Origin of the sequence: Baekduia sp. (assembly GCF_035318805.1) — a bacterium.
Classification (GTDB): Bacteria; Actinomycetota; Thermoleophilia; order Solirubrobacterales; family Solirubrobacteraceae; genus Baekduia.
Window position 1 is genome coordinate 1 of record NZ_DATHDY010000052.1, and the last position, 24,095, is coordinate 24,095.

At 73.2% G+C, this 24,095-nt stretch carries 26 protein-coding genes; 14 read left to right on the plus strand and 12 right to left on the minus strand.

Annotated elements, in window-relative coordinates:
* A partial coding sequence (locus VK501_RS12255; RefSeq protein ID WP_324337703.1) for a LysR substrate-binding domain-containing protein occupies positions 1 to 793 on the plus strand: 793 nt, incomplete at its 5' end.
* A gap of 502 nt (positions 794 to 1,295) precedes the next feature.
* Here VK501_RS12255 and VK501_RS12260 read toward each other — a convergent pair.
* From VK501_RS12260 to VK501_RS12275, 4 genes are all read right to left on the minus strand, one after another.
* The gene (locus VK501_RS12260) at positions 1,296 to 2,504 is read right to left on the minus strand and encodes an acyl-CoA dehydrogenase family protein (protein WP_324337704.1); all 1,209 of its coding nucleotides are present in this window, start codon (positions 2,502 to 2,504) and stop codon (positions 1,296 to 1,298) included.
* A gap of 247 nt (positions 2,505 to 2,751) precedes the next feature.
* A complete protein-coding gene (pepT, locus tag VK501_RS12265; RefSeq protein ID WP_324337705.1) occupies positions 2,752 to 4,053 on the minus strand; it encodes a peptidase T in 1,302 nt (433 codons plus the stop codon).
* 43 nt (positions 4,054 to 4,096) lie between these two features.
* Positions 4,097 to 5,305: an MFS transporter gene (locus VK501_RS12270; protein ID WP_324337706.1), complete on the minus strand. Its 1,209-nt coding sequence runs from the start codon at positions 5,303 to 5,305 to the stop codon at positions 4,097 to 4,099.
* On the minus strand, positions 5,302 to 6,111 hold the full coding sequence (locus tag VK501_RS12275) for a DUF2804 domain-containing protein (RefSeq protein ID WP_324337707.1): 810 nt from the start codon (positions 6,109 to 6,111) through the stop codon (positions 5,302 to 5,304). The genes VK501_RS12270 and VK501_RS12275 overlap by 4 nt, the downstream gene beginning before the upstream one ends.
* Before the next feature lie 61 nt (positions 6,112 to 6,172).
* On the opposite strand from VK501_RS12275, the gene VK501_RS12280 reads away from it, so the two are divergent.
* The 8 genes from VK501_RS12280 (at position 6,173) to VK501_RS12315 (ending at position 10,573) form a co-directional block, all read left to right on the plus strand.
* Positions 6,173 to 6,988: a carbon-nitrogen hydrolase family protein gene (locus tag VK501_RS12280; protein WP_349261005.1), complete on the plus strand. Its 816-nt coding sequence runs from the start codon at positions 6,173 to 6,175 to the stop codon at positions 6,986 to 6,988.
* Positions 6,989 to 7,154: 166 nt separating this feature from the next.
* On the plus strand, positions 7,155 to 7,763 hold the full coding sequence (locus tag VK501_RS12285) for a TetR/AcrR family transcriptional regulator (RefSeq protein ID WP_324337709.1): 609 nt from the start codon (positions 7,155 to 7,157) through the stop codon (positions 7,761 to 7,763).
* 31 nt (positions 7,764 to 7,794) lie between these two features.
* Positions 7,795 to 7,929, plus strand: a complete 135-nt coding sequence (locus VK501_RS12290; RefSeq protein WP_324337710.1) for a hypothetical protein — start codon at positions 7,795 to 7,797, stop codon at positions 7,927 to 7,929.
* Positions 7,926 to 8,165, plus strand: coding sequence for a hypothetical protein (locus tag VK501_RS12295; protein ID WP_324337711.1), 240 nt, complete (start codon positions 7,926 to 7,928; stop codon positions 8,163 to 8,165). Before VK501_RS12290 ends, VK501_RS12295 begins: the two co-directional genes overlap by 4 nt.
* Positions 8,162 to 8,584, plus strand: a complete 423-nt coding sequence (locus VK501_RS12300; protein ID WP_324337712.1) for a phage holin family protein — start codon at positions 8,162 to 8,164, stop codon at positions 8,582 to 8,584. Before VK501_RS12295 ends, VK501_RS12300 begins: the two co-directional genes overlap by 4 nt.
* 52 nt (positions 8,585 to 8,636) lie before the next feature.
* Positions 8,637 to 8,867, plus strand: a complete 231-nt coding sequence (locus VK501_RS12305; RefSeq protein ID WP_324337713.1) for a DUF3618 domain-containing protein — start codon at positions 8,637 to 8,639, stop codon at positions 8,865 to 8,867.
* A 38-nt stretch (positions 8,868 to 8,905) separates the two neighbouring features.
* Positions 8,906 to 10,078 carry an AI-2E family transporter gene (locus VK501_RS12310; RefSeq protein ID WP_324337714.1) on the plus strand — a complete coding sequence of 391 codons (1,173 nt, stop codon included), beginning with the start codon at positions 8,906 to 8,908 and terminating at the stop codon, positions 10,076 to 10,078.
* A gap of 3 nt (positions 10,079 to 10,081) precedes the next feature.
* On the plus strand, positions 10,082 to 10,573 hold the full coding sequence (locus VK501_RS12315) for a GNAT family protein (protein WP_324337715.1): 492 nt from the start codon (positions 10,082 to 10,084) through the stop codon (positions 10,571 to 10,573).
* Positions 10,574 to 10,633: 60 nt separating this feature from the next.
* Here VK501_RS12315 and VK501_RS12320 read toward each other — a convergent pair whose 3' ends face one another.
* Positions 10,634 to 11,509, minus strand: coding sequence for a DegV family protein (locus VK501_RS12320; RefSeq protein WP_324337716.1), 876 nt, complete (start codon positions 11,507 to 11,509; stop codon positions 10,634 to 10,636).
* Positions 11,510 to 11,552: 43 nt separating this feature from the next.
* Between VK501_RS12320 and VK501_RS12325 the strand changes: the two genes are divergently transcribed.
* Positions 11,553 to 12,620, plus strand: coding sequence for an NAD-dependent epimerase/dehydratase family protein (locus tag VK501_RS12325; protein WP_324337717.1), 1,068 nt, complete (start codon positions 11,553 to 11,555; stop codon positions 12,618 to 12,620).
* A gap of 511 nt (positions 12,621 to 13,131) precedes the next feature.
* On the opposite strand, the gene VK501_RS12330 is transcribed toward VK501_RS12325, so the two are convergent.
* The 3 genes from VK501_RS12330 to mtnA are packed head-to-tail and all read right to left on the minus strand — an operon-like array spanning position 13,132 to position 16,057.
* Positions 13,132 to 14,058: a zinc-dependent alcohol dehydrogenase gene (locus VK501_RS12330; protein WP_324337736.1), complete on the minus strand. Its 927-nt coding sequence runs from the start codon at positions 14,056 to 14,058 to the stop codon at positions 13,132 to 13,134.
* Positions 14,058 to 15,023: an alcohol dehydrogenase catalytic domain-containing protein gene (locus VK501_RS12335; protein WP_324337718.1), complete on the minus strand. Its 966-nt coding sequence runs from the start codon at positions 15,021 to 15,023 to the stop codon at positions 14,058 to 14,060. The genes VK501_RS12330 and VK501_RS12335 overlap by 1 nt, the downstream gene beginning before the upstream one ends.
* A complete protein-coding gene (gene mtnA, locus VK501_RS12340) occupies positions 15,020 to 16,057 on the minus strand; it encodes an S-methyl-5-thioribose-1-phosphate isomerase (protein WP_324337719.1) in 1,038 nt (345 codons plus the stop codon). Before mtnA ends, VK501_RS12335 begins: the two co-directional genes overlap by 4 nt.
* Positions 16,058 to 16,111: 54 nt before the next feature.
* On the opposite strand from mtnA, the gene VK501_RS12345 reads away from it, so the two are divergent.
* Positions 16,112 to 17,845 carry a hypothetical protein gene (locus VK501_RS12345; RefSeq protein ID WP_324337720.1) on the plus strand — a complete coding sequence of 578 codons (1,734 nt, stop codon included), beginning with the start codon at positions 16,112 to 16,114 and terminating at the stop codon, positions 17,843 to 17,845.
* Between the two features lie 60 nt (positions 17,846 to 17,905).
* Here the strand turns inward: VK501_RS12345 and grxD are convergent, their stop codons facing one another.
* Both grxD and VK501_RS12355 read right to left on the minus strand, forming a co-directional pair.
* Positions 17,906 to 18,304 carry a Grx4 family monothiol glutaredoxin gene (grxD, locus tag VK501_RS12350; RefSeq protein WP_324337721.1) on the minus strand — a complete coding sequence of 133 codons (399 nt, stop codon included), beginning with the start codon at positions 18,302 to 18,304 and terminating at the stop codon, positions 17,906 to 17,908.
* Positions 18,301 to 18,537, minus strand: a complete 237-nt coding sequence (locus tag VK501_RS12355) for a BolA family protein (RefSeq protein ID WP_324337722.1) — start codon at positions 18,535 to 18,537, stop codon at positions 18,301 to 18,303. The genes grxD and VK501_RS12355 overlap by 4 nt, the downstream gene beginning before the upstream one ends.
* 37 nt (positions 18,538 to 18,574) lie before the next feature.
* Here VK501_RS12355 and VK501_RS12360 point away from each other — a divergent pair, with 37 nt between their 5' ends.
* Both VK501_RS12360 and VK501_RS12365 read left to right on the plus strand, forming a co-directional pair.
* Positions 18,575 to 18,961, plus strand: coding sequence for an iron-sulfur cluster assembly accessory protein (locus VK501_RS12360; RefSeq protein WP_324337723.1), 387 nt, complete (start codon positions 18,575 to 18,577; stop codon positions 18,959 to 18,961).
* A gap of 29 nt (positions 18,962 to 18,990) precedes the next feature.
* Positions 18,991 to 20,259, plus strand: a complete 1,269-nt coding sequence (locus tag VK501_RS12365; protein WP_324337724.1) for a hypothetical protein — start codon at positions 18,991 to 18,993, stop codon at positions 20,257 to 20,259.
* A 75-nt stretch (positions 20,260 to 20,334) separates the two neighbouring features.
* Here the strand turns inward: VK501_RS12365 and VK501_RS12370 are convergent, their stop codons facing one another.
* Both VK501_RS12370 and VK501_RS12375 read right to left on the minus strand, forming a co-directional pair.
* On the minus strand, positions 20,335 to 20,961 hold the full coding sequence (locus VK501_RS12370) for a DNA-3-methyladenine glycosylase (protein WP_324337725.1): 627 nt from the start codon (positions 20,959 to 20,961) through the stop codon (positions 20,335 to 20,337).
* Between the two features lie 18 nt (positions 20,962 to 20,979).
* Positions 20,980 to 21,666, minus strand: a complete 687-nt coding sequence (locus VK501_RS12375; RefSeq protein WP_324337726.1) for a chlorite dismutase family protein — start codon at positions 21,664 to 21,666, stop codon at positions 20,980 to 20,982.
* 66 nt (positions 21,667 to 21,732) lie between these two features.
* Here VK501_RS12375 and VK501_RS12380 point away from each other — a divergent pair, with 66 nt between their 5' ends.
* The gene (locus VK501_RS12380; protein ID WP_324337727.1) at positions 21,733 to 24,075 is read left to right on the plus strand and encodes a lysylphosphatidylglycerol synthase domain-containing protein; all 2,343 of its coding nucleotides are present in this window, start codon (positions 21,733 to 21,735) and stop codon (positions 24,073 to 24,075) included.
* Positions 24,076 to 24,095 lie beyond the last annotated feature (20 nt).

The window sequence follows — 24,095 nt, forward strand, 5'->3', positions numbered from 1 at the left end:
GGCCGTGACCAAGCGGATTCAGACACTCGAGCGGCGCGTCGGGGGCCGGCTGTTCGAGCGCGGACGCTTCGGGGTGCGCCCGACCGAGCTCGGCCGCACCGTCTACCCCGCAGCCAAGCGAGCGCTCGACGCGCTCGGGAGCATCGCCGAGCTGGTCGAGCTCTCGCGAGCTCAAGGGAGCATGGACCTACGGCTCAGCGCCAGCCAGACAATCGGCGAGTTCCTGCTCCCCGGCTGGCTAGCGGACTTCCGCCGCGAGCGTCCCGATGTGCACCCGCAGCTTGAGATCGTCAACTCACAGGGTGCACTCGAGGCGATCCGCGAGAACCGCAGCGAGATCGGTTTCGTCGAAGGACCGGACTCCCCGGCGGGCGTCCAAACGCTCACCATCGCCCACGACGAGATCGTCGTCGTCGTTGTCGCCGAGCATCCGTGGGCTCGCCGGCGCGCCGTCACCCTGAGCGATCTTGCGACGGAGTCGTATCTGACTCGCGAGGCGGCCTCGGGCACGCGCGCGGTTGCGACTGCCGCGCTCGCGCGCGCGGGCATCGAGCTGAGCCCGGACTTTCAGGCGGCGAGTGCGGAGAGCATCAAGCGTGCTCTTGTCGGTGGCGGCTTTACGCTGATCTCGCGGTTGACGATCGAGGCCGAGGAACGCGCCGGAGTCCTCGTCGGCCTGCCGGTCCGCGGCGTCGACCTCCACCGCGAGCTCCGCGCCATCCGTCGTCGACGCCCGGCGTTGAGCACCGCAGCCCGCGCGTTCTGGCGCTGGCTCGGCACCCACGCCGGTTGATTCCACACCGGAATCGATCACTGCTCAAGAGGAGTGGAAACACCCGACGGTCGGCGGGAGCATCGAGCCATGCCAAAGACCATTTCGAACTGAGGAGCACAGATGTCCACTCGACGCACAGGTCGACGCCCCGGTTGGATCGGAAGACGCGCTGCTCTCGCAGCCGCCGTCATCACTGCGCTCGCGATCGCCGCGCCGGCCGCCCAAGCGAGCGCCGCCACACTGCCCGGAGCGCCCCCAACGGCCGTCGCCACGGTCACCGGCCCGACGCTCACCGGAGACGTCTTCAACGGCGCCACGGAGATTGTCGCCTCCCCGTCGTCCGCCGCCGTCTAGCGGCCGGAGCTTCGGGCGGCGACGGTCGGCGATCAAGTGGCCGCGGCGCGCCTCGATGCGCTGATTGCAGTCCGCGATCCTGCATTGCAGCAGGGATTGCCGGGTTGCTGGCGACGGCGGTCTGACGCGCACTACCGCTTTGGACGGAGGTTGTTGCGCAAAGGTGTCACACGAATGCGCTTACGCCGGTGACGTCCCGTCCGACGATGAGTGTCTGCATCGTCTCGGTGCCTTCGTAGGTGTGGATCGACTCGATGTCCGTCATGTGGCGGATGACATGGTTCTCCAGCAGGATGCCGTTGCCACCGAGCATGTCGCGCGCTTCGGCGCAGATCTGGCGAGCCTTGCGGGTGTTGTTGAGCTTCGCCAGCCCAGCGATCGTGTGCGTGAGCTGGCCCCGCTCGGCCAGGCGTCCGATCTGCAGGCAATAGAGCTGCATCGCGGTGACCTCGGCAAGCATCTTGACCAGGCGGTCCTGGACGATCTGGAAGCTGCACAGCGGGCGGCCGAACTGCTCGCGACGCTTGGAGTAGGTCAGAGCCGCCTCGTAGGCGGCGACCGCATGCCCGAGCGCCGCCCACGCACAGCTGCCGCGGGTTTCCGCCAGGACGCGCCCGGCGTCCTTGAAGCTCCGGGCTCCGGGAAGGAGGTTCTCGGCCGGCACGCAGACCTCGTCGAGCGTGACGTCAGCCTGCCAGATCGCGCGCAGTGAGCCCTTGCCTTCGATCACCTGAGCGTCGTAGCCCGCCGCGCCCTTCTCCACCAGGAACCCCTTGACCTCCCCGTCCTCGTCGCGCGCCCAGACGACGGTCACGTCGGCGAGGCTGCCGTTGCCGATCCAGCGCTTGACGCCGTTGAGCACGTAGCTGTCGCCCACGCGCCGCGCCGTGGTCTCGAGCAGAATGGAGTCGGATCCATGATTGGGCTCGGTGAGCGCAAACGCGCCCAACCTGTCGAGCCGCGCCATATCCGGCAGCCAGCGGTGCTTCTGCTCCTCCGACCCCAGCATCGCGATGGACTTCATCGCCAGACCGGACTGGACTCCGACCACCGTCGCGAGGCTGCCGTCGCCTCGGTTGAGCTCCATCGCCACGAGTCCACACGCGATCGGGCTGAGCCCGGGACAGCCGTAGCTGCTGCCGATGTCCTCACCGACGATCCCGAGCTCGCCGAGGCGGCGAATCAGCGGCCACGGCACCTCGGCGCGCTCCCAATAGCCGCCGATCACGGGCAGGACCTCGTCGTCGACGAACACGCGGACGCGACGGAGCACGTCGAGCTGCTCGTCGGTGAGCTGCTCGCGCAGGAAGAAGTAGTCGGTCGACAGCGCGTGACCGAGGTTCTCGAACAGCAGGGGGTCGGTGGCGATTGACATCGATGTGTCCTCTCTGGTGTGCCGTCGAGGTGAGCCGACGTGGCTGCGGGCGGCCTCGAGGAACTCGCACGTGGCATGACTGAGCAGGCCCACTCCTGAGCCAGGGCGCAGGAAGCTAGGCCCAGCTCCGTTGAAGATGGACTGTCGGAAGGGTCAGCAACGACCGTTCCCCGGGACGAGTCCCGGCTCCCGCGCGCCAGCGGCGACACTGGCCCGGAGCGCGAGCGCTCGTGCGCTGGGCGCCGTTCTAAGCCGTCGCGCCGGCCCGCGTGCCGGCGACCCGCAGGTCGGGCTCCGTCCAGGCGTCCGCCAGGCGTACGATCACGGCCGCCGCCGAGGCCATGTCGTGCAGCGACGCCCACTCGCGCACGGAGTGGAACTCATGGCCGCCGGTGAAGACGTTGGGCGTCGGCAGGCCCATGGCGCTGAGCCGCGAGCCGTCGGTGCCGCCGCGGATCATGGTGCGGCGGGCGGTCAGGCCCTCGGCGCGGATCGCGCGCTCGGCCGCCTCGACGACCTCCGGGAACGGCGCCAGGTGACTGCGCATGTTGGGGTACTGCGGATGGACGTCGACGTCGAGCGTCGCGCCCGGCGCCTGCGCGACGATCTGCTCCGCGGTGCGGCGCAGCAGCGCGACGTGCTCGGCGAGCAGCGCGTCGTCGAAGTCGCGGACGATCGCCGAGACCGTCGTGTGCTGGGCGTCGCCGGCGATCTCGAAGACGTGGATGAACCCCTCACGCCCGTCGGTCGTCTCGGGCGTCAGCCGATCCTGCGGCAGCGCGGCGACGATGCGCGCCGCCAGCCGCGCGGCGTTGACGAGCTTGCCCTTGGCGAAGCCGGGGTGGATGTCGACGCCGTGGATCGTGAGCCGGACCTCGCAGGCCGTGAACGTCTCGTCCTGCAGCTCGCCCACCTCGCTGCCGTCCATCGTGTAGGCGCAGTAGGCGCCGAACCGCTCGACGTCGAACAGCGTCGCGCCCTCGCCGATCTCCTCGTCGGGCGTGAAGCAGATCCGCAGCGTGGGACGGGGCAGCTCGGGGTGGGCGGCGAGGTACGCGACCGCGGTCATGATCTCCGCCACGCCGGCCTTGTCGTCGGCGCCCAGCAGCGTGTCGCCGCTGGACGTCACGACGTCGTGCCCGACCTTGCCGGAGAGCGCGGGCATGTCGGCGGGGTCGAGCACCGTGCCGCCCTTGGGCAGGTGGATCGCCGAGCCGTCGTAGTCGCGGTGAACGAGCGGCTCGACGCCGCGGCCGGGCGCGTCCGGGCTCGTGTCGACGTGGGCCACGAGGCCGATCGTCGGCGCGTGGTCGACGGTCGCGGGCAGCGTCGCGACGACGTAGCCGTTGTCGTCGACGAACGCGTCCTGGAGGCCCGCGGCCTGCAGCTCGGCGACGAGCAGCCGGCCGACCTCGAGCTGCCCGGGCGTGCTCGGGCTCTGGGTGCGATCGCGCTGCGCGGTCGACTCGATGCGGACGTAGCGCTCGAAGCGCTCCAGCAGGCCCGGCGCGAGCTCCTGCGCCAGCGGAGAGGAGTACGAGGACGGCATCGCCTCAGCCTAGAAGACCTCGTGGGCCACGCGGACGAGAACCTCAGGCGTACGCCGCGGCGCGGCGGCGGCGTGCCTCGAGCGCCGGCCCGAGCGTCAACATCCCGCCGGCGACGACGAGCGACAGGGCGCTCGCGGCGACCCACGGCGTGGCGGCGTCGCCGGCCTCGCCGAGCAGCGGCGCGCCGACGAGCGGCGCGAGCGTGAACGCCAGGCCCCACGACAGGCCGTAGGCGCCCGAGTACCGGCCGCGCACGGCGGGAGGGCCGATCTCCGCCACGACGCCCGGACCGATCGACGCGTTGCAGATCTCGCCGAGCGTGATGAACGTGATCGCCACGAGGTAGCCCGCGATCCCGTCGGAGCGCGCGATCACGCCCATCGCCACGGCCGACAGCAGCGCGCCGACGGCCAGGACCGTCGCCGGGCGCATGCGCAGCAGCGTCGACGAGACGATGGGGTGCAGCAGCACGATCAGGATCCCGTTGACCGCGACGACCGCGCCGTAGGTCGCCGGCGAGTGGCCGTCGGCGCGCATGGCCAGCGGCAGGATCGTGAACGTCGTCGCGTAGACCGTCGCGACGCCGAGGTTCAGCCCGAAGAACGCCATGGCGACGCGGTCGCGCAGGACGGTGGACCAGCCCGGCGCGTCCTCGTGGGCGGCCGCCGTCGGGCGCGTCTCGGGGATCGTCCGCCACACGACGACGGCGTAGGCCATGCAGGTCAGCGCGTCGATCGCGAAGAGCAGCCCGTAGCCGCCCGCCGCGAGCAGGCCGCCGCCGATCGCGGCGACGCTGAAGCCCAGGTTCACGGCCCAGAAGAGCAGCCCCGAGGCGCGGCGGCGGTCGGTCATCGGGACGACGTCGGCGATCGTCGCCTGCGCGGCGGGCCGGTAGATGTCGCTGGCCAGCCCGACGACGGCGGCGGCGGCGACCAGCAGCCAGATCGAGCGCGCGAGGGCCATGAACGAGATCGCCAGCGCACTTGCGAGCAGGCCGCCCATGAGCGTGGGGCGGCGCCCGACGCGGTCGGCCAGCGCACCGCCGAGCGGCTGCGACAGGATCGAGCCGCCGCCGACCACCGCGACGATCGCGCCCGCGCCGGCGACCGACAGGTGCCGCCCGGCCGTGAGGTAGAGCGCCAGGAACGGCTCGACGAACGTGCCGACGCGGTTCAGCAGCGTGCCGCCCCACAGCAGCCAGAAGGTGCGGGGCAGACCGCCCGCCCAGGAGCCCAGCGCGCGGGCGATCACCAGCGGACCGCGTGGCGCTCCATGACGCCCCAGCCGCGCGCCACCGCGATCCCGCCGGGCAGGGTGCCCGCGAACGTCCCGAACGGCTGCACGTACTCGCTGGCCAGCAGCTTGAAGTCGTCGGCGCGAGCGCGGCGCGCCTCCTCGGCGAAGCGCAGCTCGGCGGCATCCTCGCCCGTCCACGTCACGGCGCTCAGGTCGTCGGCGAACGTCGCGGGCGGGAGCTCGTCCGCGGTGCCGTCGATCCACACCGTGCGCTCGCTGGCCTGGGGAGCGTCGTGCACGCCGGCGACGACGTTGAACGCCAGCGGCGCGCCGTCGGGCGTCTCGCCGACGCCCGCGCACCACCGCCAGTCCGTGCGGCGCGCGTGGTAGCCGGCGGAGTCGTCGATCAGGCCGCGCAGCGCCACCGGCCGGCCGTCGACCGTGCCCGTCGCGCGCACCGGCTGCTTGCGCGTCCAGATGTACGAGTCGCCGTGGCGCGAGGTGACGGCGATCGCGGCGCCGTCGGGCTCCAGCCGCAGGTCGACCGGGCCGAAGCGCGCGTGGTCGTCGCGCAGCACCACGCCGCCGGGACGGAACACCGTGCGCTCGCGCAGGCGCCGGCGATCCCACGTCGCCCAGAACGCCTGCGGCAGCCCCGCGATGCGCGCCTGCGCGGCACAGAGCATCATGTCCTCGCCGTAGAGGCCCAGGTAGCGCCAGTGCTTCAGCGGCCGGCGGTCGCGCAGCAGCGCCATGCGCGCCGGTGGCACCGGCAACCCGGTCGGGCGATCCCTCAGCGGCAGGTCGTCCAGGGCGGACATCGCCGGGTATGCTCCCATGGACGTCGATTGATTGACCAGTCAATCGCCAGATTCGGGGGAGATGCACGTGCGCGCCGCCGCTGTCCAACTTACCGCGACCGCCGACAAGGCCACCAACTTGGAGACGGCCGATCGCCTCGTCCGCACCGCCGCTCGCGACGGCGCGACGCTCGTCGTGCTGCCCGAGAAGTGGTCGGTCTACGGCACGCCGGACGACCTGCGCGCCGGCGCCGAGCCGCTCGACGGCCCCGCGCTGACGTGGGCGCGCGAGGTCGCCCGGGAGCTCGAGATCGACCTCGTGGCCGGCTCGATCGCCGAGCGCGTCCAAGGCGCCGCCCGCGGGTTCAACACCTCCGTGCACATCGGCCCTGACGGCACCGACCGGGCGACCTACCGCAAGCTCCACATGTTCGACGTCGTCGTGGGAGGCCGCGACTACCGGGAGTCCGACACCGAGGCGCCGGGCGACGAGATCGTCCTCAGCCGGACGGCCGGCGGCGTCGAGCTCGGCCTGACGGTCTGCTACGACCTGCGCTTCCCCGAGCTCTACCGCCGCCTCGCGGTCGACGGCGCGCGCATCACCGCCGTCCCGTCGGCGTTCACCGAGTCGACGACGCGCGACCACTGGGAGGTCCTGCTGCGCGCCCGCGCGATCGAGAACCAGGGCTTCGTCGTGGCCGCCAACCAGGTCGGCCGCCACGCGCCCGGCGTCCGTACCGGCGGACGCTCGATGATCGTGGACCCGTGGGGCATCGTGCTCGCGCAGGCCGCTGACACCGAGATGCACATCGTCGCCGACCTCGACCTCGACCGGCTCGCCCGGATCCGCGCGCAACTGCCGTCGCTGGCCAATCGCCGTCCGGAGGTCTACGGCTGATGGCTCACCCTTCCGGGATTTCGCCGCGCGATGCGGGGGCGTCTCGCCGCCTGTGGCGGCGTCCTCCCTCGGTCACGGGCCTAGGGGCCCGCTCCCTCCGTGCGTCCTTGCCACAGACGACGATCCGCGCCCGCATCGCGGGCCGAAATCCCGGAAGGGTTCGCTGATGGCGACCGCCCGCTCCGCCGCGGCGGCTGCCGAGAAGCGCCGCCTGATCCTCGACGCCGCCGTGCGCGTCTTCGCCCGCCAGGGCTTCCACACCTGCCGCGTGAGCGACATCGCCGACGAGGCCGGGGTCGCCTACGGGTTGGTGTACCACTACTTCCGGTCCAAGGACGAGGTGCTCGACACCCTGTTCCTCGAGCGCTGGAACGTCATGCTCGACGCGATCCGCGAGGTCGACGCGCAGGACGTCCTGGCCCGCAAGAAGCTCGAGGCGATCGCCGGCTTCATCGTCGACTCCTACCGCCACGACCCCGACCTGATGAAGGTCATCATCGTCGAGGTCACGCGTGCGGCGAACTCGTTCGGGCAGACGCACCTCGCCAAGATCACCGAGGCGTACAACCTGATCGGGGCCGTGGTCGAGAAGGCGCAGACCTCGGGCGAGTTCCGCACCGACATCTCGCCGCAGTTCGCGGCGATGGCGTTCTACGGCGCGATCGAGCAGGTGCTGACCGGTTGGATCTTCGACTCGCTGCCGCAGTCGGCGGGCGGGTTCGACGAGGCCAAGCGCCTCATCGTGGAGACGATCTGCAGCGGACTCGACCGCTAGCCCGCGGCCCGGGCGGGTAGAGTCGGCCACGATGCAGAACGACATCAGCAAGCGCCTCGTGTGGTCAGGCCTGCTCGCGGCCTTCGGGGCGATCGCGTCGATCGCCGCCTCGCGCGTCGCGGCGGTCGCCTACCGCCGGATCTTCGACGAGGACCCGCCGGAGTGAGCGAGCAGGATCCCAGCAGCCTGGCCGGGCCGGTCGCACCCGAGGCCGTGCCGACGCCGACCGTCGGCGCCGCCGACGCGACGTTCGGCCGGCCCGCCGGCAGCGCCCTGCTGGACGGTGCGCCCGCCGGCGCCCCGGTCGACCCGAACCCCGAGAAGCTCGTGGGCGCAGCGTTCGCCGGCGGTCTCGTCGCCGCGCTGCTGCTCAAGAGCCTCGCGAAGCGGAGGAACCAGTGAGCGATCAGAACGGCCCGCCCGCGATCGTCCAGGCGATCCAGGACGTCGGCGAGCGCGCCTCGGTCCTCGTCCGCGAGGAGATCGAGCTCGCCAAGGCCGAGGTCACGCAGAAGGTCAGCAAGCTCGGCAAGGGCGCCGCCGTCGCGGCCGCCGCCGGCGTCTTCGTCATCGGCGCGCTGATCATGATCCTGTTCGGCTTCGCCTACCTCGCCTACTGGGCGATCCCGTACCCCAACGGCCAGGAGTTCTGGGGCTTCTTCACCGTCGCCGCGGTGCTGCTGCTGCTCGCCGGCGTGGCCGGCTACGTCGCCTACCGCGCGCTCAAGGCCGGCTCCCCGCCAGCGCCGAAGATGGCCATCGAGGAGGCCCGGCTCATCAAGGAGACCGTCTCCTCGCACGACCCGGAGACCACCGTCTGATGCCGCAGCGTTCGCCCGAGCAGATCGCGAATCTCCTCACCGAGGCCCTCTGATGCCCCAGCGCTCTCCCGAGCAGATCCGGGCCTCCATCGAGGCCAACCGTGCCGAGCTCGCCGTCTCCCTGGAGCGGCTGCGCGGCGAGGTCGCCGAGGTGACCGACTGGCGCAAGCAGATCCGCGAGCACCAGCAGGAGGTCCTCATCGGCGCCGCGGTGGTGGGCTTCGTGCTCGGTGGCGGCATCGCCGCCGTCGGCGGCCTGCTCCGTCGCCGCCGTCGTCGTTAAGGAAGGCCGTCCGCCCCCGCACCTACGGTTCGGGGGCGTTGCGCTCGACCGTTCCCGAGATCCCTGCCCGCACGGTGCTCCGCGTCGTGTGGATCGTCGTGCTCTCGGTGCTGGCGCTGTACCTGGTGTACCTGCTGCGCAAGCCCATCGGTTGGCTGCTCACGGCGACGTTCATCGCGATCGCGCTGTCGGGGCCGGTCAACCGGCTCAACCGCCGCATGCGGCGCGGGTTCGCGATCACGCTCGTCTACCTCGGGCTCATCCTGGTCCCGATCGGCCTCGCCGCGCTGGTCGTGCCGCCGCTGGTCACCCAGGGGACCAACCTCGCCGGGGACCTGCCGCGGTACTCCAACGACGTCCAGGACTTTGTCAACAAGAACGAGCGGCTGCGCCAGCTCGACCAGAAGTACGACATCACCGGTGAGCTGAACAAGCAGGCGGCGACGCTCCCGGGGCGGGTCGGCGACGCGGCGAAGGTGCTGGGCGACATCGGCCTCGGGCTGGTCAACTCGATCTTCGCCCTGGTCAACATCCTCATCCTGAGCATCTTCATCGTGGCCGGCGGGCGTGGCTGGGTCGACGCGGCGCTGCGGCTGAGACCCGAGGCCGAGCGCGACCGCGTGCGCCGCGTGCTCGACAGCACCGCCTCGGCGGTCGGGGGCTACGTCCAGGGCGCGCTGACGATCGCGCTGATCGCCGGCGTCCAGGCGTTCGTCGTCCTGGAGCTGCTCGGGGTCCCGTTCGCCGCGCCGCTGGCGGTCTTCGCGGGCCTCGCGTCGCTGATCCCGCTCGTCGGCGCCACCGTCGCCGCGATCCTGATCGGGCTCGTGACGCTGTTCAACGACTTCCCGACCGACACGGTCATCTGGGCGATCTGGGCGATCATCTACCAGCAGCTCGAGAACAACCTCATCCAGCCGCAGGTCCAGCGGCGCACCGTGCAGGTGCAGCCGATCGTGGTCCTCGTGGCGGTGCTGTTCGGCAGCACGCTGCTGGGGATCCTCGGCGCGATCGTGGCGATCCCGATCGCCGCGTCGATCCAGATCCTGCTGCGCGAGTGGTGGTCGTGGCGCCAGGAGGCGCGCATGGCGGCGATCGCTGGCGGAGAGCCGCCGCCGCCCGGGCCGCTGGGCACCTCGGGCTCGCCGCCGACCGACGGCGACGACGACGAGGGCGGGGGTGGCGGGGGCGTCATCGTCCCCGCGACGTAGGCCATGGCGGCGCTGCGCGGCGATCGCGTGGTGCTGCGGCGCGGAGGCCCGGAGGACGTCGACGCGCTGCTGCGGATCCTCGCCGAGCCCGAGGTCGCGGAGTGGTGGGGGCGCTACACCGCCGCCGAGGTCCGCGCGGAGCTGCCCGACTCCTACGTGATCGTCGTCGACGACGTGGTCGCCGGCTGGCTGCAGTACACCGAGGAGACGGCGCCGGACTACCCGCACGTCGGGCTCGACATCGTGGTCACGACGCGCCTGCGGGACCAGGGCCACGGGCGCGAGGCGCTCCGCGTGATCGTCCGTCACTTCGTCGCGCGGGGCCACCACCGCTTCACGATCGACCCGTCGCGCGACAACGAGCGGGCGATCCGCGCGTACGCCGCGATCGGGTTCCGGCCGGTCGGCGTGCTGCGGTCCTACGAGCGCGCACCCGGCGGGGCGTGGCGCGACGGGTTGTTGATGGACCTGCTCGCCGACGAGCTGATCGACTAGATGGCCCCTGAAAATTAGGCGGTCCGGTCAGCTGGCCGCGCCGCCTTTTTCAGGGGTCTTCTAGACGCCGAGGCCGGCCAGCAGGCTGCGCGGGAGGCCGCCTGCGCCGAGGAGGCCCGGACCGACGTGCGTGCCGATGACGGGGCCGATCTCCGAGACGAACACGGGCTCGCAGCCGAAGATCTCCCGGCCGCGCTCGGCGAGCCGGTCGGCCTGCTCGTGGGCCTGGATGTGCTGGACGACCCAGCCGTCGGCGCCGTCCTCCTTGCGCGCCTTGAGGTAGTCGGCCATGCGCTCGAAGGCGCGGCCCGCGGTGCGGACGCGCTCCACCGGGGTGATCTCGCGATCGATGGTGAGGATCGGCTTGATCTTCAGCGCACCGCCGAGCCAGGCCTGCGCGGTGCCGATGCGGCCGCCGCGCTTGAGGAACTCCAGGGTGTCGACCGCGAACCAGATCCGCATGGCGTCGGCCGCGTCGTTGACGTGCGCGGCGACGGCGTCCAGGTCGCCACCGGCCTTGGCGGCCGAGGCGCCGGCCAGCGCGCACAGGGCGATGCCGCCGCACGCCGTGCGCGTGTCGATGACCTCGACGCGGCGGCCCGGGTACTTGCCGGCGATCTCCGTCGCGGCCTGGCGCGCGGTCTCCGGCGTGCCGGAGATGCCGCCGGCGATGTGGATGGAGACGATGTCGCGCCCTGCGGCGGCCAGCGGCTCGTAGACCTCGAGGAAGTCGCCGATCGACGGCTGCGACGTGGTGGGGAGCTGGTCGAGCTCGCGCAGCCGCTGGTAGAACGCGTCGAAGTCCGGCATGTCGGACTCACGCTCGTGGTGGTCGCCGAGGTTGACGTAGAGCGACACCTCGTGGATGTCGTGCTCGCGCAGGAGCTCGCGCGGCGCGTAGTGCGTGGTGTCGGTGACCACGGCGACCTGGGACATTCCCGGCACCCTAGTGATCCGGTCCTGGCAGGATGGCGGCTTGATGTCCAAGACCTTGGTGACCGGCGCGACCGGCATGGTCGGAGCCCACGTGGCGCGGGCGCTGGTCGCGCGCGGCGACGACGTGCGGGTGACCGTCCGGGGGCGTGCGCCGGTCGAGGCGATCGCCGGGCTCGACGTCGAGGTCGTCACCGCCGACGTGGTGGAACGGCGCGACATGCGCAGGGTGCTCAAGAACGTCGACCGGCTGTTCCACGTGGCGGGGGCGACGTCGCTGCGCTCCGGCTGGCACGAGCTGCACCGGGCCAACGTGCTCGGCACGCGAGTCGCGCTGGAGGAGGCGCTGCGCGCCGGCGTGCAGCGGGTCGTCCACACCTCGACGGCGTCGGCCATCGGGCCGGCGGAGGGGTGGGGGACCGCCGACGAGACGCAGAGCTTCAACGCCGCGCGCATCGGGTTGACGTTCGCCAACGCGAAGGCCGAGGCCGAGCGCGAGGCGCTGAGGATCTGTGCGCAGGGCCTGCCTGTCGTGATCGTCAACCCCGCGCACGTGCTCGGCCCGGGGGACGTCCAGCGCTCCTCGACCGAGCTGGTGCGCCGCTTCCTGCGCCGCGAGATCCCGATCTACGTCGACGGGGCGCTGTGCATCGTCGGCGCCGCCGACGTCGCGCGCGGGCACCTGCTCGCCGACGAGCGCGGCGTGGTCGGCGAGCGCTACATCCTGGGCGGGCGCAACTTCACGAACGACCGGCTCTTCGCCGACCTGGGGCGGTTGAGCGGCGTCGAGCCGCCGGCGGTCAAGCTGCCGCTGCCCGCGGCGCTCGCGCTCGCCCGCGCCGCCGAGGCGCTGCCCGGCCGGCCGGTGATCACCGTCGAGGAGGTCCGCGCGATGGCGCTGCGCTGGGCCTACCGCTCGACGAAGGCCAAGCGCGATCTCGGCTGGACGCCCGGCCACCACGAGCAGCCGCTCATCGACACGATCGAGTGGCTGCGAGCACGCGAGGGCGAGCGCCTCGGCCCACCCGGCGCCCGGCAGCCGATGGTCCTTCGCATGGCGGGGTTCTCGCTGCGGCGCGTGGAGGGGGCGTGGAGGTTGTTGGTGGATGAGTAGTGCGGGGCGGGCCGGGGCGGGCGGGCCGGGGCGGCGCGGGCGCCTGTGGCGTTCAGCGCGGGCGGCTGGGTCGCGCGGCCGCTGGTCGAGGGGCAGTGACAGGGAGGCAGGAGAGGGCGCCGGCGCCGTCGGTCTGCCGCCGGCGCGGGGGCGGGGGTAGTTCGGGCACGAATCGTGCGGACTTCGGGGATCCGGGTCGATTCGTGACGACATATCCATCATGAAACGACCCGGACCTCGAGTCGGGGATCATTTGGGCCCGAACGATCGGGGGAGTCCGGTCTCCCACCCCGCCCGCGGAGACCGACCGCGCTCGAACCCCGCCCGGCTCCCTCGTCAGTGATCCCCGACCAGCGCCCGCGCGACCCGAGCGCCGGCGCGGAACGCCACCAACAACTGCGCCACCCTCGACGCCACCCGACAGCGCCCGCGGCGCCGATCCCGCGTCGCACGGAATCGCCCCGAGGCCGACACCCCGAGGCCGACGCCCCGAGCCCGACACCGCAGGCCCCTACCGCCGCGGGTCCACGATGAGCTTCCGCGCCTCACCCTCGGCCGGCCCGGTCAGCGCGGCGACCAACCCCTCGAGCCCCACCACCGGGCCCGCGAAGAAGCCGTAGTCCACGGCGCCGTTGGCCAGCAGCGCCAGCGCCTCGTCGACCTCGCCCGGCGTGTGGTGGAAGGCGCCCCGGACGTCGACCTCGTCGTAGTGGATCCGTGCGGCAGGCAGGCTCACGTCGCCGGGAGGGCACCCGCCGACCATCACGACCGTGCCGCCGGGGCCGGCCATCGCCAGCGCCGCCTTCCACGCCTCCGGCCGCCCGACCGCCTCGAAGACCAGCGGCGCCGGGCCGTCCCAGTGGGGGATGCCGACGGCGCCGAGCGCGTCAGCCTGCGCGCGGCGCTCGGGGTGGCGGTCGACGAGCGCCACGTCGCGCCCGTCGAGCACGAGCAGCGCGGCGAGCATCAGCCCGATCGTCCCGCCGCCGAGCACCACGACCTCGTGCTCGCGCGTGCCCCGACCGACCGCGTGGACGCACGCGGCCAGCGGCTCGGCCATCGCCGCGCCGGCGAACGGCAGGCCCTCGGGCATCACGTGCAGCGCCGCCTCGGGGGCCGCGATCCGCTCCGCGAAGCCCCCGAGGATCCACTGCATGTTGCGGCAGAGGTTCGTCCGTCCCGCGAGGCACGGTGGGCACCGGCCGCAGGGCAGCGAGTCGCCGACGAGCACGCGCTCGCCGTCGTCGGCCCGCACGCCGGCGGTCTCGTGGCCGAAGCGCGCGGGATAGGGCCCGAGCGTCGGATGGCCGTGCAGCAGCATCTTGCGATCGGTCCCGCACGTCGTCGCGGCGCGCACCTCGACGACGACCTCGCCCTCCGGCTCGGCGGTCTCCTCGACGCGCACGTCACCCGGCCCGTGGAGGATCGCCGCGCGCATCACGGCAGCACCAGCGCCTTGACGGCCTCGCCGCTGCGGACCAGCTCGAGGGCGCGCCCGGTGTCGTGCAGCGGCAGGCGATGGGTGACGAACGGCAGCGGATCCACGGCGCCCGAGGCCAGCAGCTCGAAGGCGGCGAGCATGTCGCGCGGGCCGGCGGAGTACGAGGCGACCACGTCGACCTCGCGCCGGTAGAGCGAGAGGCCGTCGAGGTCGAGCGCGCGGCCGGGGCCCGGCGGCGCGTAGAGGCAGAGCACGCCGCCGGGGGCGACCGCGGCGAAGCCGTCGGCCAGCGCGGCCGGCGCGCCGGTGGCGAGGAACACCACGTCGACCAGCTCGTTGCCGTGCCGCTCGGCGCCCAGCGCGAGCGCGCGCTCCAAGCGGTCGGTGCGCGGCTCGCGCACCCAGACCGCCTCGACGCCACGCGCGTGCGCGGCCGCCACGGCCAGCAGCCCGCTCGTCCCGGCGCCGACCACCAGCAGGCTGTCGCCGGCACGCAGCCCGCAGCGCTCGAACGCCCGCAGCACGCACCCCAGCGGCTCGACGAACGTCCCGCGCTCGGCGTCCAGGCCGTCGAGCAGCAGCAGCTCGCCGACCAACTCGGCCGGGATCCGCACGTGCTCGGCGAACCCGCCCGGATCGATGTTCATGGTGCGGAAGGACTCGCACAGCGTCTCGTGGCCGCGGCGGCAGCGGCGGCACTCGCCGCACGGCGCGTGGTGGTGGATGACGACGCGATCGCCCTCGTCCAGCCCCACCACGCCGGCGCCCACCGCGACCACCTCGCCGGTCAGCTCGTGTCCGAGGACCACCGGCAGCTTCGGCTCCACCCACGCGTCGCTGATGTCTGACCCGCAGACGCCGCAGGCCAGCACGCGGCAGACGACCTCACCAGGGCCGGCCACAGGATCGGGCGCGTCGACCACGACGACGTCGCGCGTCCCGATCGAGCGTGCGACCCTCACGCCGCCGGCTCCGCCACGAGCGCCGCGACGCTCGCGCCGTCGACGGGCTGCGCGACGCCGCGCTCGGTCACCAGCGCCGTGACGTACCCCGCGGGCGTCACGTCGAACGCCGGGTTGCGCACCGGCGTGTCGGCCGGCGCGACCAGCACGCCGCCGAAGCCGAGCACCTCGGCCGCGTCGCGCTCCTCGATCTCGATCGCGTCGCCGGTCGGCGTGGCGAGGTCGATGGTCGACGTCGGCCCCGCGACGACGAACGGCACCCCGGCCGCCCGCGCCGCCAGCGCGTGCGCGTAGGTCCCGACCTTGTTGGCGACGTCGCCGTTGGCTGCGACGCGGTCGCAGCCGACGACGACCGCGTCGGCCTCGCCTCCGCGCAGCAGCCCCGCCGCCGCCCCGTCGACGATCAACGCGAACGGGATGCCGAGGCGCTGGAGCTCCCACGCCGTCAGCCGCGCGCCCTGCAGCAGCGGGCGCGTCTCGCAGGCGAGGACCTTCACGCCCTCGTGCCGCTCGGCCAGCGCGATGCAGACCGCGAGCGCCGAGCCGCGCCCGCCCGTCGCCAGCGCGCCCGTGTTGCAGTGGGTCAGCAGCGTGCGCGCGCCGTCGAGCACGGCGGCGCCGCCGGCGGCCAGCGCGGCGCTCGCGGCGTCCTCGGAGGCGTGGATCCGCTGGGCCTCGGCACGGGCCGCGCTTGCGAGGGTCGACGGCCCGGCCCCCAGCGCCGCGGTGCGCACCCGCTCGACGGCCCATGCGAGGTTCACCGCGGTCGGCCGGGAGGCGAGCAGGATCTCGGAGCCCTCCTCCAGCGCGCCCAGCGACGGCCGAGCCGCCAGCTCCATCGCCAGCCCGTAGGCCGCGGCGATGCCGATGTTCGGGGCCCCGCGGACGGCGAGCCGGACGATCGCGTCGGCGGTGTCCCGCGCGCCGGCGAGCGACAGCCAGGCCTCCTGCGCCGGCAGGAGCGTCTGATCGAGGACCGCAAGCCGGCGGCCGTCCCACCGGACCGCCTGGATGGGAGAAGCGCCGATGGCCACGCAAGCAATCTAGTGTTCCCTCGCGCCGGGCGGTTCCCTACTGTTCGCGCCCTCGTGCTCCGACTTCGCCTCGCGGCTCCGCTCGCCGCCGTCCTGTGCGCCGCCGTCCCCGCCGTCGCCCGCGCCGGCGACCCGATCATGCCGCTGGCGCAGGTTCAGGCGGGCATGCGCTGCACGGGCTACAGCGTCATCCGCGGCACCGCCATCTCCAGCTTCGACGTCGACGTCATCGACGTCCTGACCGGGCCCGACGCGCAGATCCTCGTCCGCGTCAGCGGTCCGGCGGTGGACGAGACCGGCATCGCCGAGGGCTTCTCGGGCTCGCCGGTGAAGTGCGCCGGGCCCGACGGAACGCTGCGCACGATCGGCGCGATCGCCCAGGGCACCGGCGACTACGGCAACAAGGTCGTGCTCGCGACGCCCATCGAGACGCTGCTCGGCGAGCCGGTCGACGTGCCCGCCGGCGCCAAGGCGATGAGCAGCATCCTCAAGCGCCAGGTGCGCGTGCTCGCGACGCCGCTGAGCTTCAGCGGCGTGTCGGGTCCCGTCGCGACCGCGCTGAAGGCCGCCGGCAGGAAGACCGGCCGGGCGCTGTACGCCGCGCCGGCCGCCCCGCGCGCCGTGACCTTCCCGCAGCAGCAGCTGGTGCCGGGCGCCTCGGTCGCGGTCGGCCTCTCCGGCGGCGACGTCGCCGCGGGCGCGGTCGGCACCGTGACCTACGTCGACGGCGACGCGGTCTGGGCCTTCGGCCACCCGCTCGACGGCGCCGGGCGGCGCTCGCTCCTCCTGCAGGACGCCTACGTCTACACGGTCATCAACAACCCGGTCGACTCGGAGCAGCTGACGAGCTACAAGCTCGCCGCGCCCGGCCACGACCTGGGAACGCTGACCAACGACGCGCCCGCCGGCGTCGTCGGACGCCTCGGCGCGCTGCCCGATCGCTTCCCGATGCGCGTGACCGCCAAGGACCTCGACAGCGGCCGCGTCGCGCACGAGAACCTCGAGATCGCCGACGAGAACTCCGTCGGCCAGCCGACCGGCACGTCGTCGCTGACGCAGGTCGGCCCCGTGGCGATCGCGCAGGCCGCCTACGAGATCCTCCGCGGCTCGCCCGCACGCCAGAGCGGCGCGATGTGCGTGCGCGTCACGCTGCGCGAGCGCAAGGCGCCGCTGCGGTTCTGCAACACCTACGTCGGCGGCTCGCCCAGCGCCGCGGGGGCGCCGCTGGTCGCCGACTTCGCGAGCGCCGTCGGCCTGATCGACGCGTACAACTTCGGTGTCGTCCACGTCACGGGCGTCGACGTGAACATCAGGCTGCGCCGTGAGCTGCGCCAAGCCTACATGTTGGACGCAACCGGTCCGCGCCGGGCGCGGCGCGGCCACGACGTCAAGGTCAAGGTGCTCGCCCAGCACGTGCGCGGCGCGCGGTTCACGCGCATCGTGAAGGTCCACGTGCCGAAGTACCTTTCCGCCGGCGACCACGTCCTGACGCTGACCGGCACGCCCGCCGACGCGGTGGCCGGCGACGCCGAGGCGCAGGACCTGACCTCCACCTTCACGATCACGCTTGGCGACGGCGGCGAGTCCGCCGACGACCCGGGGCCCTCGACGCTGCGGGCGCTGGCCTCGGCGTTCGCCGCGACCGCGCGCGAGGACGGCGTGACCGCCAGCTTCCGCGACCCCGGCGACAGCGACGGGCAGACGGCGACGAACGAGATCGAGGTCCTCCGTGACCCCGATCTGCGCATCAGCGGGAGCACACGGCTCCGGCTGGCCGTCCGGCGCTGAGGCCTAGGAGCGCGGGTCCCTGACCCGCAAGGGAACCTGGCCCTCTGGGCCAGTGTTCCCCTAGCTCAGGCGGTTCTCGATGCCCAGCGGCGCCGGGCCGGACGCGGTGGCCTCCGGGGCCGGCGCGGTGTCGACCGGTGCGACGCCCAGTGTGTCCGCCAACTCGCCGGACTCGAACATCTCGGCCACGATGTCGGCGCCGCCGATCAGCTCGCCGTCGAAGAACAGCTGGGGGATCGTCGGCCAGTTCGAGATCGCCGAGAGCTCCTGGCGGATCCGCGGGTCGGGGAGGATGTCGACCGCCGCGAACGGCGCGTCGAGGGCCTGCAGCGCCGCCACGGTGCGGGCGCTGAAGCCGCACGCCGGCTGCTCGGGCGTGCCTTTCATGAAGAGGATGGTCTTGTTGTCGCGGATCGCCTCGGCGATCGCGTCGCGAATGGGGTTGGTGTCGCTGCTCATGCCTGCTCCGGAGCTCGGGTGGTGAGGGACAAGGCGTGGATCGGTCCGCCGATCTCGGCGCCGAACACGTTGTAGACGAGTCGATGCTGCTGGATCCGGCTGAGGCCGTCGAAGGCCGGGGACACGACGGTGGCGCGGAAATGATCTCCGCCGCCGGTCCAGTCCTCCACCTCGGCGGTACTCTGCGGGACGGCCGCTTCGATGCGGCGCTTGATCTCGTCGGTCGTCGGCATCTGGTCGCTTGAGGGTATCGCTATCCTTTGTATAGCGATGACCGGAACCACCGTCTCTTTCCAGGCCAAGGGCGTCCTCTTCACCGAGAAGGGCGCCGAGAAGGTCCGTGACTTCCTGGACTCCCAGGGCGCGGACGTCACTACGGCCGGCCTGCGCGTCGGCGTGCGCGGCGGCGGCTGCTCGGGCTTTCAGTACCAGCTCGCCTTCGACGACCAGAAGGACGGCGACGTGATCTTCGAGGATCACGGCCTCCGCATCCTGGTCGATGCCCAGAGCCTGCCCTACGTCGATGGCTCCTCCATCGACTACGTCGACTCCCTGCAGGGCGCCGGCTTCCAGGTCAACAACCCGAACGTGACGGCGGCCTGCGGCTGCGGCTCCTCGTTCCGGGTGGAAGACGAGGAGCAGGTCTCCGCGGTCTAGTCCTGCGCCGCGTCTTCCTCCTGCTCCTCGTGGCGGCGGCGGCCGCCGCGGGCTGCGGGGGCGGCGGCGACGGCGACGGCGCACCGCAGCGTCCCGCGGCGCAGCGCGCGCCGAGCACCACGACGCCCGCGCCGCCGGCGCGACCGCTCGTCCTGGCCACCGGGCTCACGGAGGCCAATCCGCAGCTGCTGTTCGAGCCGGCATCGCATCCGGATCTCGCGCCGGGCTTCGCGCAGTGGCGCGACCTCGCCCTCGCGCTGCGGCCCCGCTACATCCGCGTGCCGGTCTACTGGTCGCAGCTGCAGCCGGACCCGTCCCAGCCCGCGCGGCTCGACATGCCCGCCGACGGCTGCCTGCGCGGCACGCCGCCCTGTGGCGTGTCCAACGGCCTGCGCGACCAGCTTGCGGCGATCGCCTCCGAGCAGCGCGCCCCGGGGCTCGACGGCGGACCCGAGGTGGAGGTCGTCATCGCCGGCGTCCCCGCGTGGGCGGCCACCGGACCGAGTGGCTGCGAGCGCTCAGACGCCGGTCCGGCCTCGCGCCCGATCAACGCCGCGGGACTGGCCGGCTACCGCGCGCTAATCACCCAGTTCGCCGCGCTCGCACAGGCCGAGGGCGCCCGCGTGCGCTACTGGAGCCCGTGGAACGAGCCCAACCACCCGGCGTTCATCAGCCCGCAGCGCGCCGCGTGCTCGCCTGCCTCGCCGTCGCTGGCGCCGGCCGTCTACACGCAGCTCGTGCGCGCCGCGCACGAGGCGCTCGACGCGGCCCCGGGCGCCCAGGAGCTGGTGCTGGGGGAGCTGGCGGGCACGACGACGCCCTCGCCACGCCGCTCGACCGTCCAGGAGATGATCGCCGCGCTGCCCGACGACGTCGTCTGCCTGAGCCGGACGTGGTCCCAGCACGACTACGCGCAGGTCGTCCCGGACCCGGGCAAGCCCGACCCGGTCGTGGCGCTCGAGCAGGCGCTCGACGCCCGGCCCTGCACGCGCGGCGCGCACATCTGGGTGACCGAGACCGGCGTGGGCGGCCCGACGCCCGGGGGTGAGCGCCCGACCGGCGACCTCGCGCTGCGGCAGCAGTGCCGCGCGCAGAGCCGCGTGCTGCGCCGCTGGGCGGACGACCCGCGGGTGGACGTCGCGTTCCAGTACACCTTCCGCGAGGACACGGCATACCCCGTGGGCCTCGTCGATCCGGCCCTGACGCGCGCCTACCCGACCTACGACCTGTGGCGGGCGTGGGGCGGGACGCGGGATCCGACGGCTCCGCCGCCGCCGCTGCCGGCGTCCTGCGCGTAGCTGCCGGTTGGCGCGCTCTCCCGGCTCCCGAAGCCTAACCCGCAAGGGAACCTGGCCCACTGGGCCAGTGTTCCCCTAGGACGCGGGATCCGGCACGGGCGCGTTGTCCAGCGACTGCCACAGCAGCCAGCAGGCGGCCGTCCGGTACGGGCGCCAAGGCTCGGCGAGCGCGAGCAGCTCGTCGCGCGTCGGCAGCTCGTCCAGCCCGTAGGCCCGCTCCACCGCCCGGCGGATGCCGAGGTCGCCGACCGCCACGACGTCGCGGCGGCCGAGCTCGACCATCAGGTAGATCTGGGCGGTCCACTCGCCGATGCCCTTGATCGCGGTCAGCTCGGCGATCAGCGCCTCGTCGTCCAGCTCGCCGAGGCGGTCGAGCTCCAGCTCGCCGTCGACGACGGCCTGCGCGATCGACCACAGCGTCACCGTCTTGGCCCGCGACAGCCCGACCGCCGGCCGCAACTCCTCCGGGTCGGAGGCGAGGATCTCGGCCGGCGTCGGCGGGCGTCCGTCGAAGCGCTCCAGCAGCCGGCCGTAGATCGCCCGGGCGGCGGAGACCGAGAGCTGCTGGCCGCAGATGACGCGCATCAGCGCGCCGTACGGATCGCCCGTCGGGACGCGCGCGGGCGGCGGGCCGACCTCGTCGAGCAACCGCGCCAGGACGGGATCGGCGCCGCGCAGGTGCGCTGCGGCGGCGTCGTCCATGCGTCCGGGCGGGGCTCGCTAGGCCGTGACGCCCAGCGCCTCGCCGTCGAGCGCGATGAGCGCGCGCTCGATCGAGGTGCTGATGCACGTGAAGGACGGCGTGTCGCGCAGCGTCCAGGCCGAGGCCTCGGTGGTGCGCAGGCGCTGGACGAGGTCCAGGAACGCCCCGGCGTCGTTCGTGTCGAAGGCGACCACGAACTCCTGGTCGTCGAGGCCGAACGAGTACGTCGTGTGGTTGTCGACCGTCGGGTACTCGCGGCCGACGGCGATGTGCTCCTGCATGATCCGCCAGCGCTCGTCCGCGGCCAGCGCGTACCACTCCCGCGTCTTGACGAACGGGTAGACGAAGAGGTACTTGCCCTTGAAGCGCCGCGGGATCTGGCGCTCCTCGTCGCTGTACTCCGACGCCTTGCGCAGGCCGAGGAACGAGTAGGGCTGGGTGGCCCACTTCATCAGGCCGCTCTGGGCCAGGACGACGTGGAACTCGTGGATCCGATCGAGGTTCTCGGCCTCCATCACGAGCATCAGCTCGGCGTCGCCACGGGTGCCGACGAGCGAGAAGGCCTGCAGCAGGTGGTCGGTCCCGAAGTCCTCGCAGGCGGCGAGGAACTCGCGCTTGTGCTCGGCGCGCTCGGACTCCGGCAGGCGGCGCCAGGCAGGATCGAGCTGCAGGAAGGTGTACTTGACGAAATGACGGTCGGCCATAGAGCTGTGTGAAGTGTAGTTAGCCCCACGTCCATTCCCGGGTCGGCCTCGATACGATCAACCGTGATGCGCATCGCGCTCGTCTCCCCCTATTCCTGGACGTACCCCGGGGGTGTCACGCGGCACATCGAGGCGCTGCAGGGGCAGTTCGACGCTCTCGGCCACGATGTGCGGGTCCTGGCTCCCGTCGATCCGCCCGACCGTCAGTCGGCGCGGCGGCACCGCGGCGCCGTCCCGCAGGAGCGCGAGATCCCGGACTGGGTGGTCCCGCTGGGCCGCACGATCGGCTTCGGCGCCAACGGCGCCGTGTCCAACCTGTCGTCGGGCCCCGACGGCGTCGCGCGCCTGCGTCACGAGCTCCGGCACGGCGGCTACGACGTCGTCCACCTGCACGAGCCCGTCGTCCCGACCCTGGCCTGGGACGCGCTGATGTACAGCCCGTCGCCGCTGGTCGGCACGTTCCACTGCTACTCGTCCAACGCGCTCTCCAACAACGTCGCGGTCGGCATCGGCGCGCGCCGCCGGCTCAATCGCCTCAAGGTCCGCATCGCGGTCTCCGAGGCGGCGGCCTGGACGGGCGAGCGCTTCTTCGGCGGCCGCTACCGGATCATCCCCAACGGCGTGGCGGTCCCCGAGCACATCGCGCTGGGCGAGGCCGACGCCGTGTCGGCGGAGCGCCCGCTGCGGATCGTCTTCGTCGGCCAGGCCGTCGAGCGCAAGGGCCTCCCCGTCCTGCTGCGCGCCTTCGAGGCGCTGCGCGAGCACGTTCCGGCGCAGCTGACGCTCGTCGGGGCCACCTCCGACGAGATCGAGCCGCTGCTGCTCGACGGGCGCGAGGGCATCACGGTCCTCGGCAAGGTCGACGACGCCACGAAGTTCGCGGCGCTGCAGGCGGCCGACGTGCTGGCCGCGCCCTCCCTGGGCGGCGAGAGCTTCGGCATGGTCCTCACGGAGGCATTTGCCGCCGGCACGCCGGTCGTCGCCTCCGACATCGCCGGCTACGCGGGCGTCGTCCGCGACGGCGTCGACGGCGTGCTCGTGCCCCGCGGCGACGCCGCCGCGCTCGGCGCGGCGCTGCGCAGCCTGGCGCTGGACCCGCCGCGCCGGGACGCGCTGGCGCGGGCGGCCGCCGAGAGCGCCCAGCAGTACGCCTGGCCGCGGGTCGCCGCGCAGGTGCTGCACGCCTACGAGGACGCGATCGCCGTGCCCGAGCCCGAGGGCGCCGGCCGGCGGCTGGCCGTGCGCATCGGCGCCGCTCCCGCCGATCTGCAGCCGTCCCGCCCGGCGTGGCGCATCCCGAGCATCGAGCCGGTGCGGCCGCGCGCGCGCGCCCGGCGCCCCGTCGTCGCCGCGCTGCGGCGACTCGCGATGGGCGTCGTGGCCGCCGCGATCCTGACGGGCTCCTTCTTCGCGCTGCAGCGCATCGGGCTCGACCGCATCGGCCACTCGCTGCTGCACGCCACGCCGCCGTGGGTGCTGTTCGCCCTCGGGCTGATGTGCGCTTCGATGGTCGTGCGCGCCGTCTCGTGGCACGCGATCCTCAAGGCCGCGCTGCCGACCGCGCCGCGGCCGCGGCTGCGCGACGCCCTGCAGGGGACGATGATCGGCGTCCTGATGTCCGCGACGCTGCCCGCCCGCCTCGGCGAGCCGGCGCGCGCGATGATCGTCGCACGGCGCATCGGGCGCCCGCGCGAGGGCCTGCCGGTCGTGCTGGGCACGATCGTCTCGCAGACGCTGGTGAACATCCTCGCGCTCGTGATCCTCGGCTGCGTGATGTTCCAGTCGGTCCCGGTGTTCCACTCCCATCAGAGTGGCCTGATCGCCTTCGCGCTGCTGCCGCTGATGATCCTCGGCGCGGTCCTGGGCGCCCCGGCGCTGCTGCGCGGCACCCGCCGGGCGCGCTCGGCGCGCGTCCGCGCGTGGGCCGCCCAGGCGCGCGACGCGCTCCAGTCGGTCCGCGACGGCCTGCTCGTCTTCCGCCAGCCGCGGCTCGGCTTCGTCGCTGTCTCGGCGCAGCTGCTGGCCTGGGTCGTCCAGTGGCTGTCGTGCTACGTGCTCCTGGTGGCCTTCGGGCTCGACGACCGCGCGGGGATCGGCGCCGCCGCCGCGGTGCTCTTCGCCGTGAACGTCAGCGCTGTGCTGCCGGCGACGCCGTCCAACCTCGGCGTCTTCCAGGCCGCGTGCGTCTTCGTGCTGCACAAGGGCTACGGCGTCAGCGTCGAGGACGCGCTCGGCTACGGCATCATCCTGCAGGCCGTCGAGATCGCCACCGCCTTCGTGATGGGCGCGCCCGCGCTGATCACGGAGGGCGTCAGCTGGCGCGACGTCCGCCTCCGGGCCATGCACGCCGCTCCGGTGGAATTGCCCCCGCTCCCTCGCCGCGACGGGGTCGCCGAGGTCGAGGCGTGAACCACGCGGCGCCGGCAGCG

What these genes read in the sequence shown, in the direction of transcription:
- VK501_RS12260 (WP_324337704.1), bottom strand. Translation starts at nt 2,504, where the DNA reads ATGTCAATCGCCACCGACCCCCTGCTGTTCGAGAACCTCGGTCACGCG.
- pepT (WP_324337705.1), bottom strand. Translation starts at nt 4,053, where the DNA reads ATGCCGTCCTCGTACTCCTCTCCGCTGGCGCAGGAGCTCGCGCCGGGC.
- VK501_RS12275 (WP_324337707.1), bottom strand. Translation starts at nt 6,111, where the DNA reads ATGTCCGCCCTGGACGACCTGCCGCTGAGGGATCGCCCGACCGGGTTG.
- VK501_RS12280 (WP_349261005.1), top strand. Translation starts at nt 6,173, where the DNA reads ATGCACGTGCGCGCCGCCGCTGTCCAACTTACCGCGACCGCCGACAAG.
- VK501_RS12285 (WP_324337709.1), top strand. Translation starts at nt 7,155, where the DNA reads ATGGCGACCGCCCGCTCCGCCGCGGCGGCTGCCGAGAAGCGCCGCCTG.
- VK501_RS12290 (WP_324337710.1), top strand. Translation starts at nt 7,795, where the DNA reads ATGCAGAACGACATCAGCAAGCGCCTCGTGTGGTCAGGCCTGCTCGCG.
- VK501_RS12305 (WP_324337713.1), top strand. Translation starts at nt 8,637, where the DNA reads ATGCCCCAGCGCTCTCCCGAGCAGATCCGGGCCTCCATCGAGGCCAAC.
- VK501_RS12315 (WP_324337715.1), top strand. Translation starts at nt 10,082, where the DNA reads ATGGCGGCGCTGCGCGGCGATCGCGTGGTGCTGCGGCGCGGAGGCCCG.
- VK501_RS12320 (WP_324337716.1), bottom strand. Translation starts at nt 11,509, where the DNA reads ATGTCCCAGGTCGCCGTGGTCACCGACACCACGCACTACGCGCCGCGC.
- VK501_RS12325 (WP_324337717.1), top strand. Translation starts at nt 11,553, where the DNA reads ATGTCCAAGACCTTGGTGACCGGCGCGACCGGCATGGTCGGAGCCCAC.
- VK501_RS12330 (WP_324337736.1), bottom strand. Translation starts at nt 14,058, where the DNA reads ATGCGCGCGGCGATCCTCCACGGGCCGGGTGACGTGCGCGTCGAGGAG.
- grxD (WP_324337721.1), bottom strand. Translation starts at nt 18,304, where the DNA reads ATGAGCAGCGACACCAACCCCATTCGCGACGCGATCGCCGAGGCGATC.
- VK501_RS12355 (WP_324337722.1), bottom strand. Translation starts at nt 18,537, where the DNA reads ATGCCGACGACCGACGAGATCAAGCGCCGCATCGAAGCGGCCGTCCCG.
- VK501_RS12360 (WP_324337723.1), top strand. Translation starts at nt 18,575, where the DNA reads ATGACCGGAACCACCGTCTCTTTCCAGGCCAAGGGCGTCCTCTTCACC.
- VK501_RS12370 (WP_324337725.1), bottom strand. Translation starts at nt 20,961, where the DNA reads ATGGACGACGCCGCCGCAGCGCACCTGCGCGGCGCCGATCCCGTCCTG.
- VK501_RS12375 (WP_324337726.1), bottom strand. Translation starts at nt 21,666, where the DNA reads ATGGCCGACCGTCATTTCGTCAAGTACACCTTCCTGCAGCTCGATCCT.
- VK501_RS12380 (WP_324337727.1), top strand. Translation starts at nt 21,733, where the DNA reads ATGCGCATCGCGCTCGTCTCCCCCTATTCCTGGACGTACCCCGGGGGT.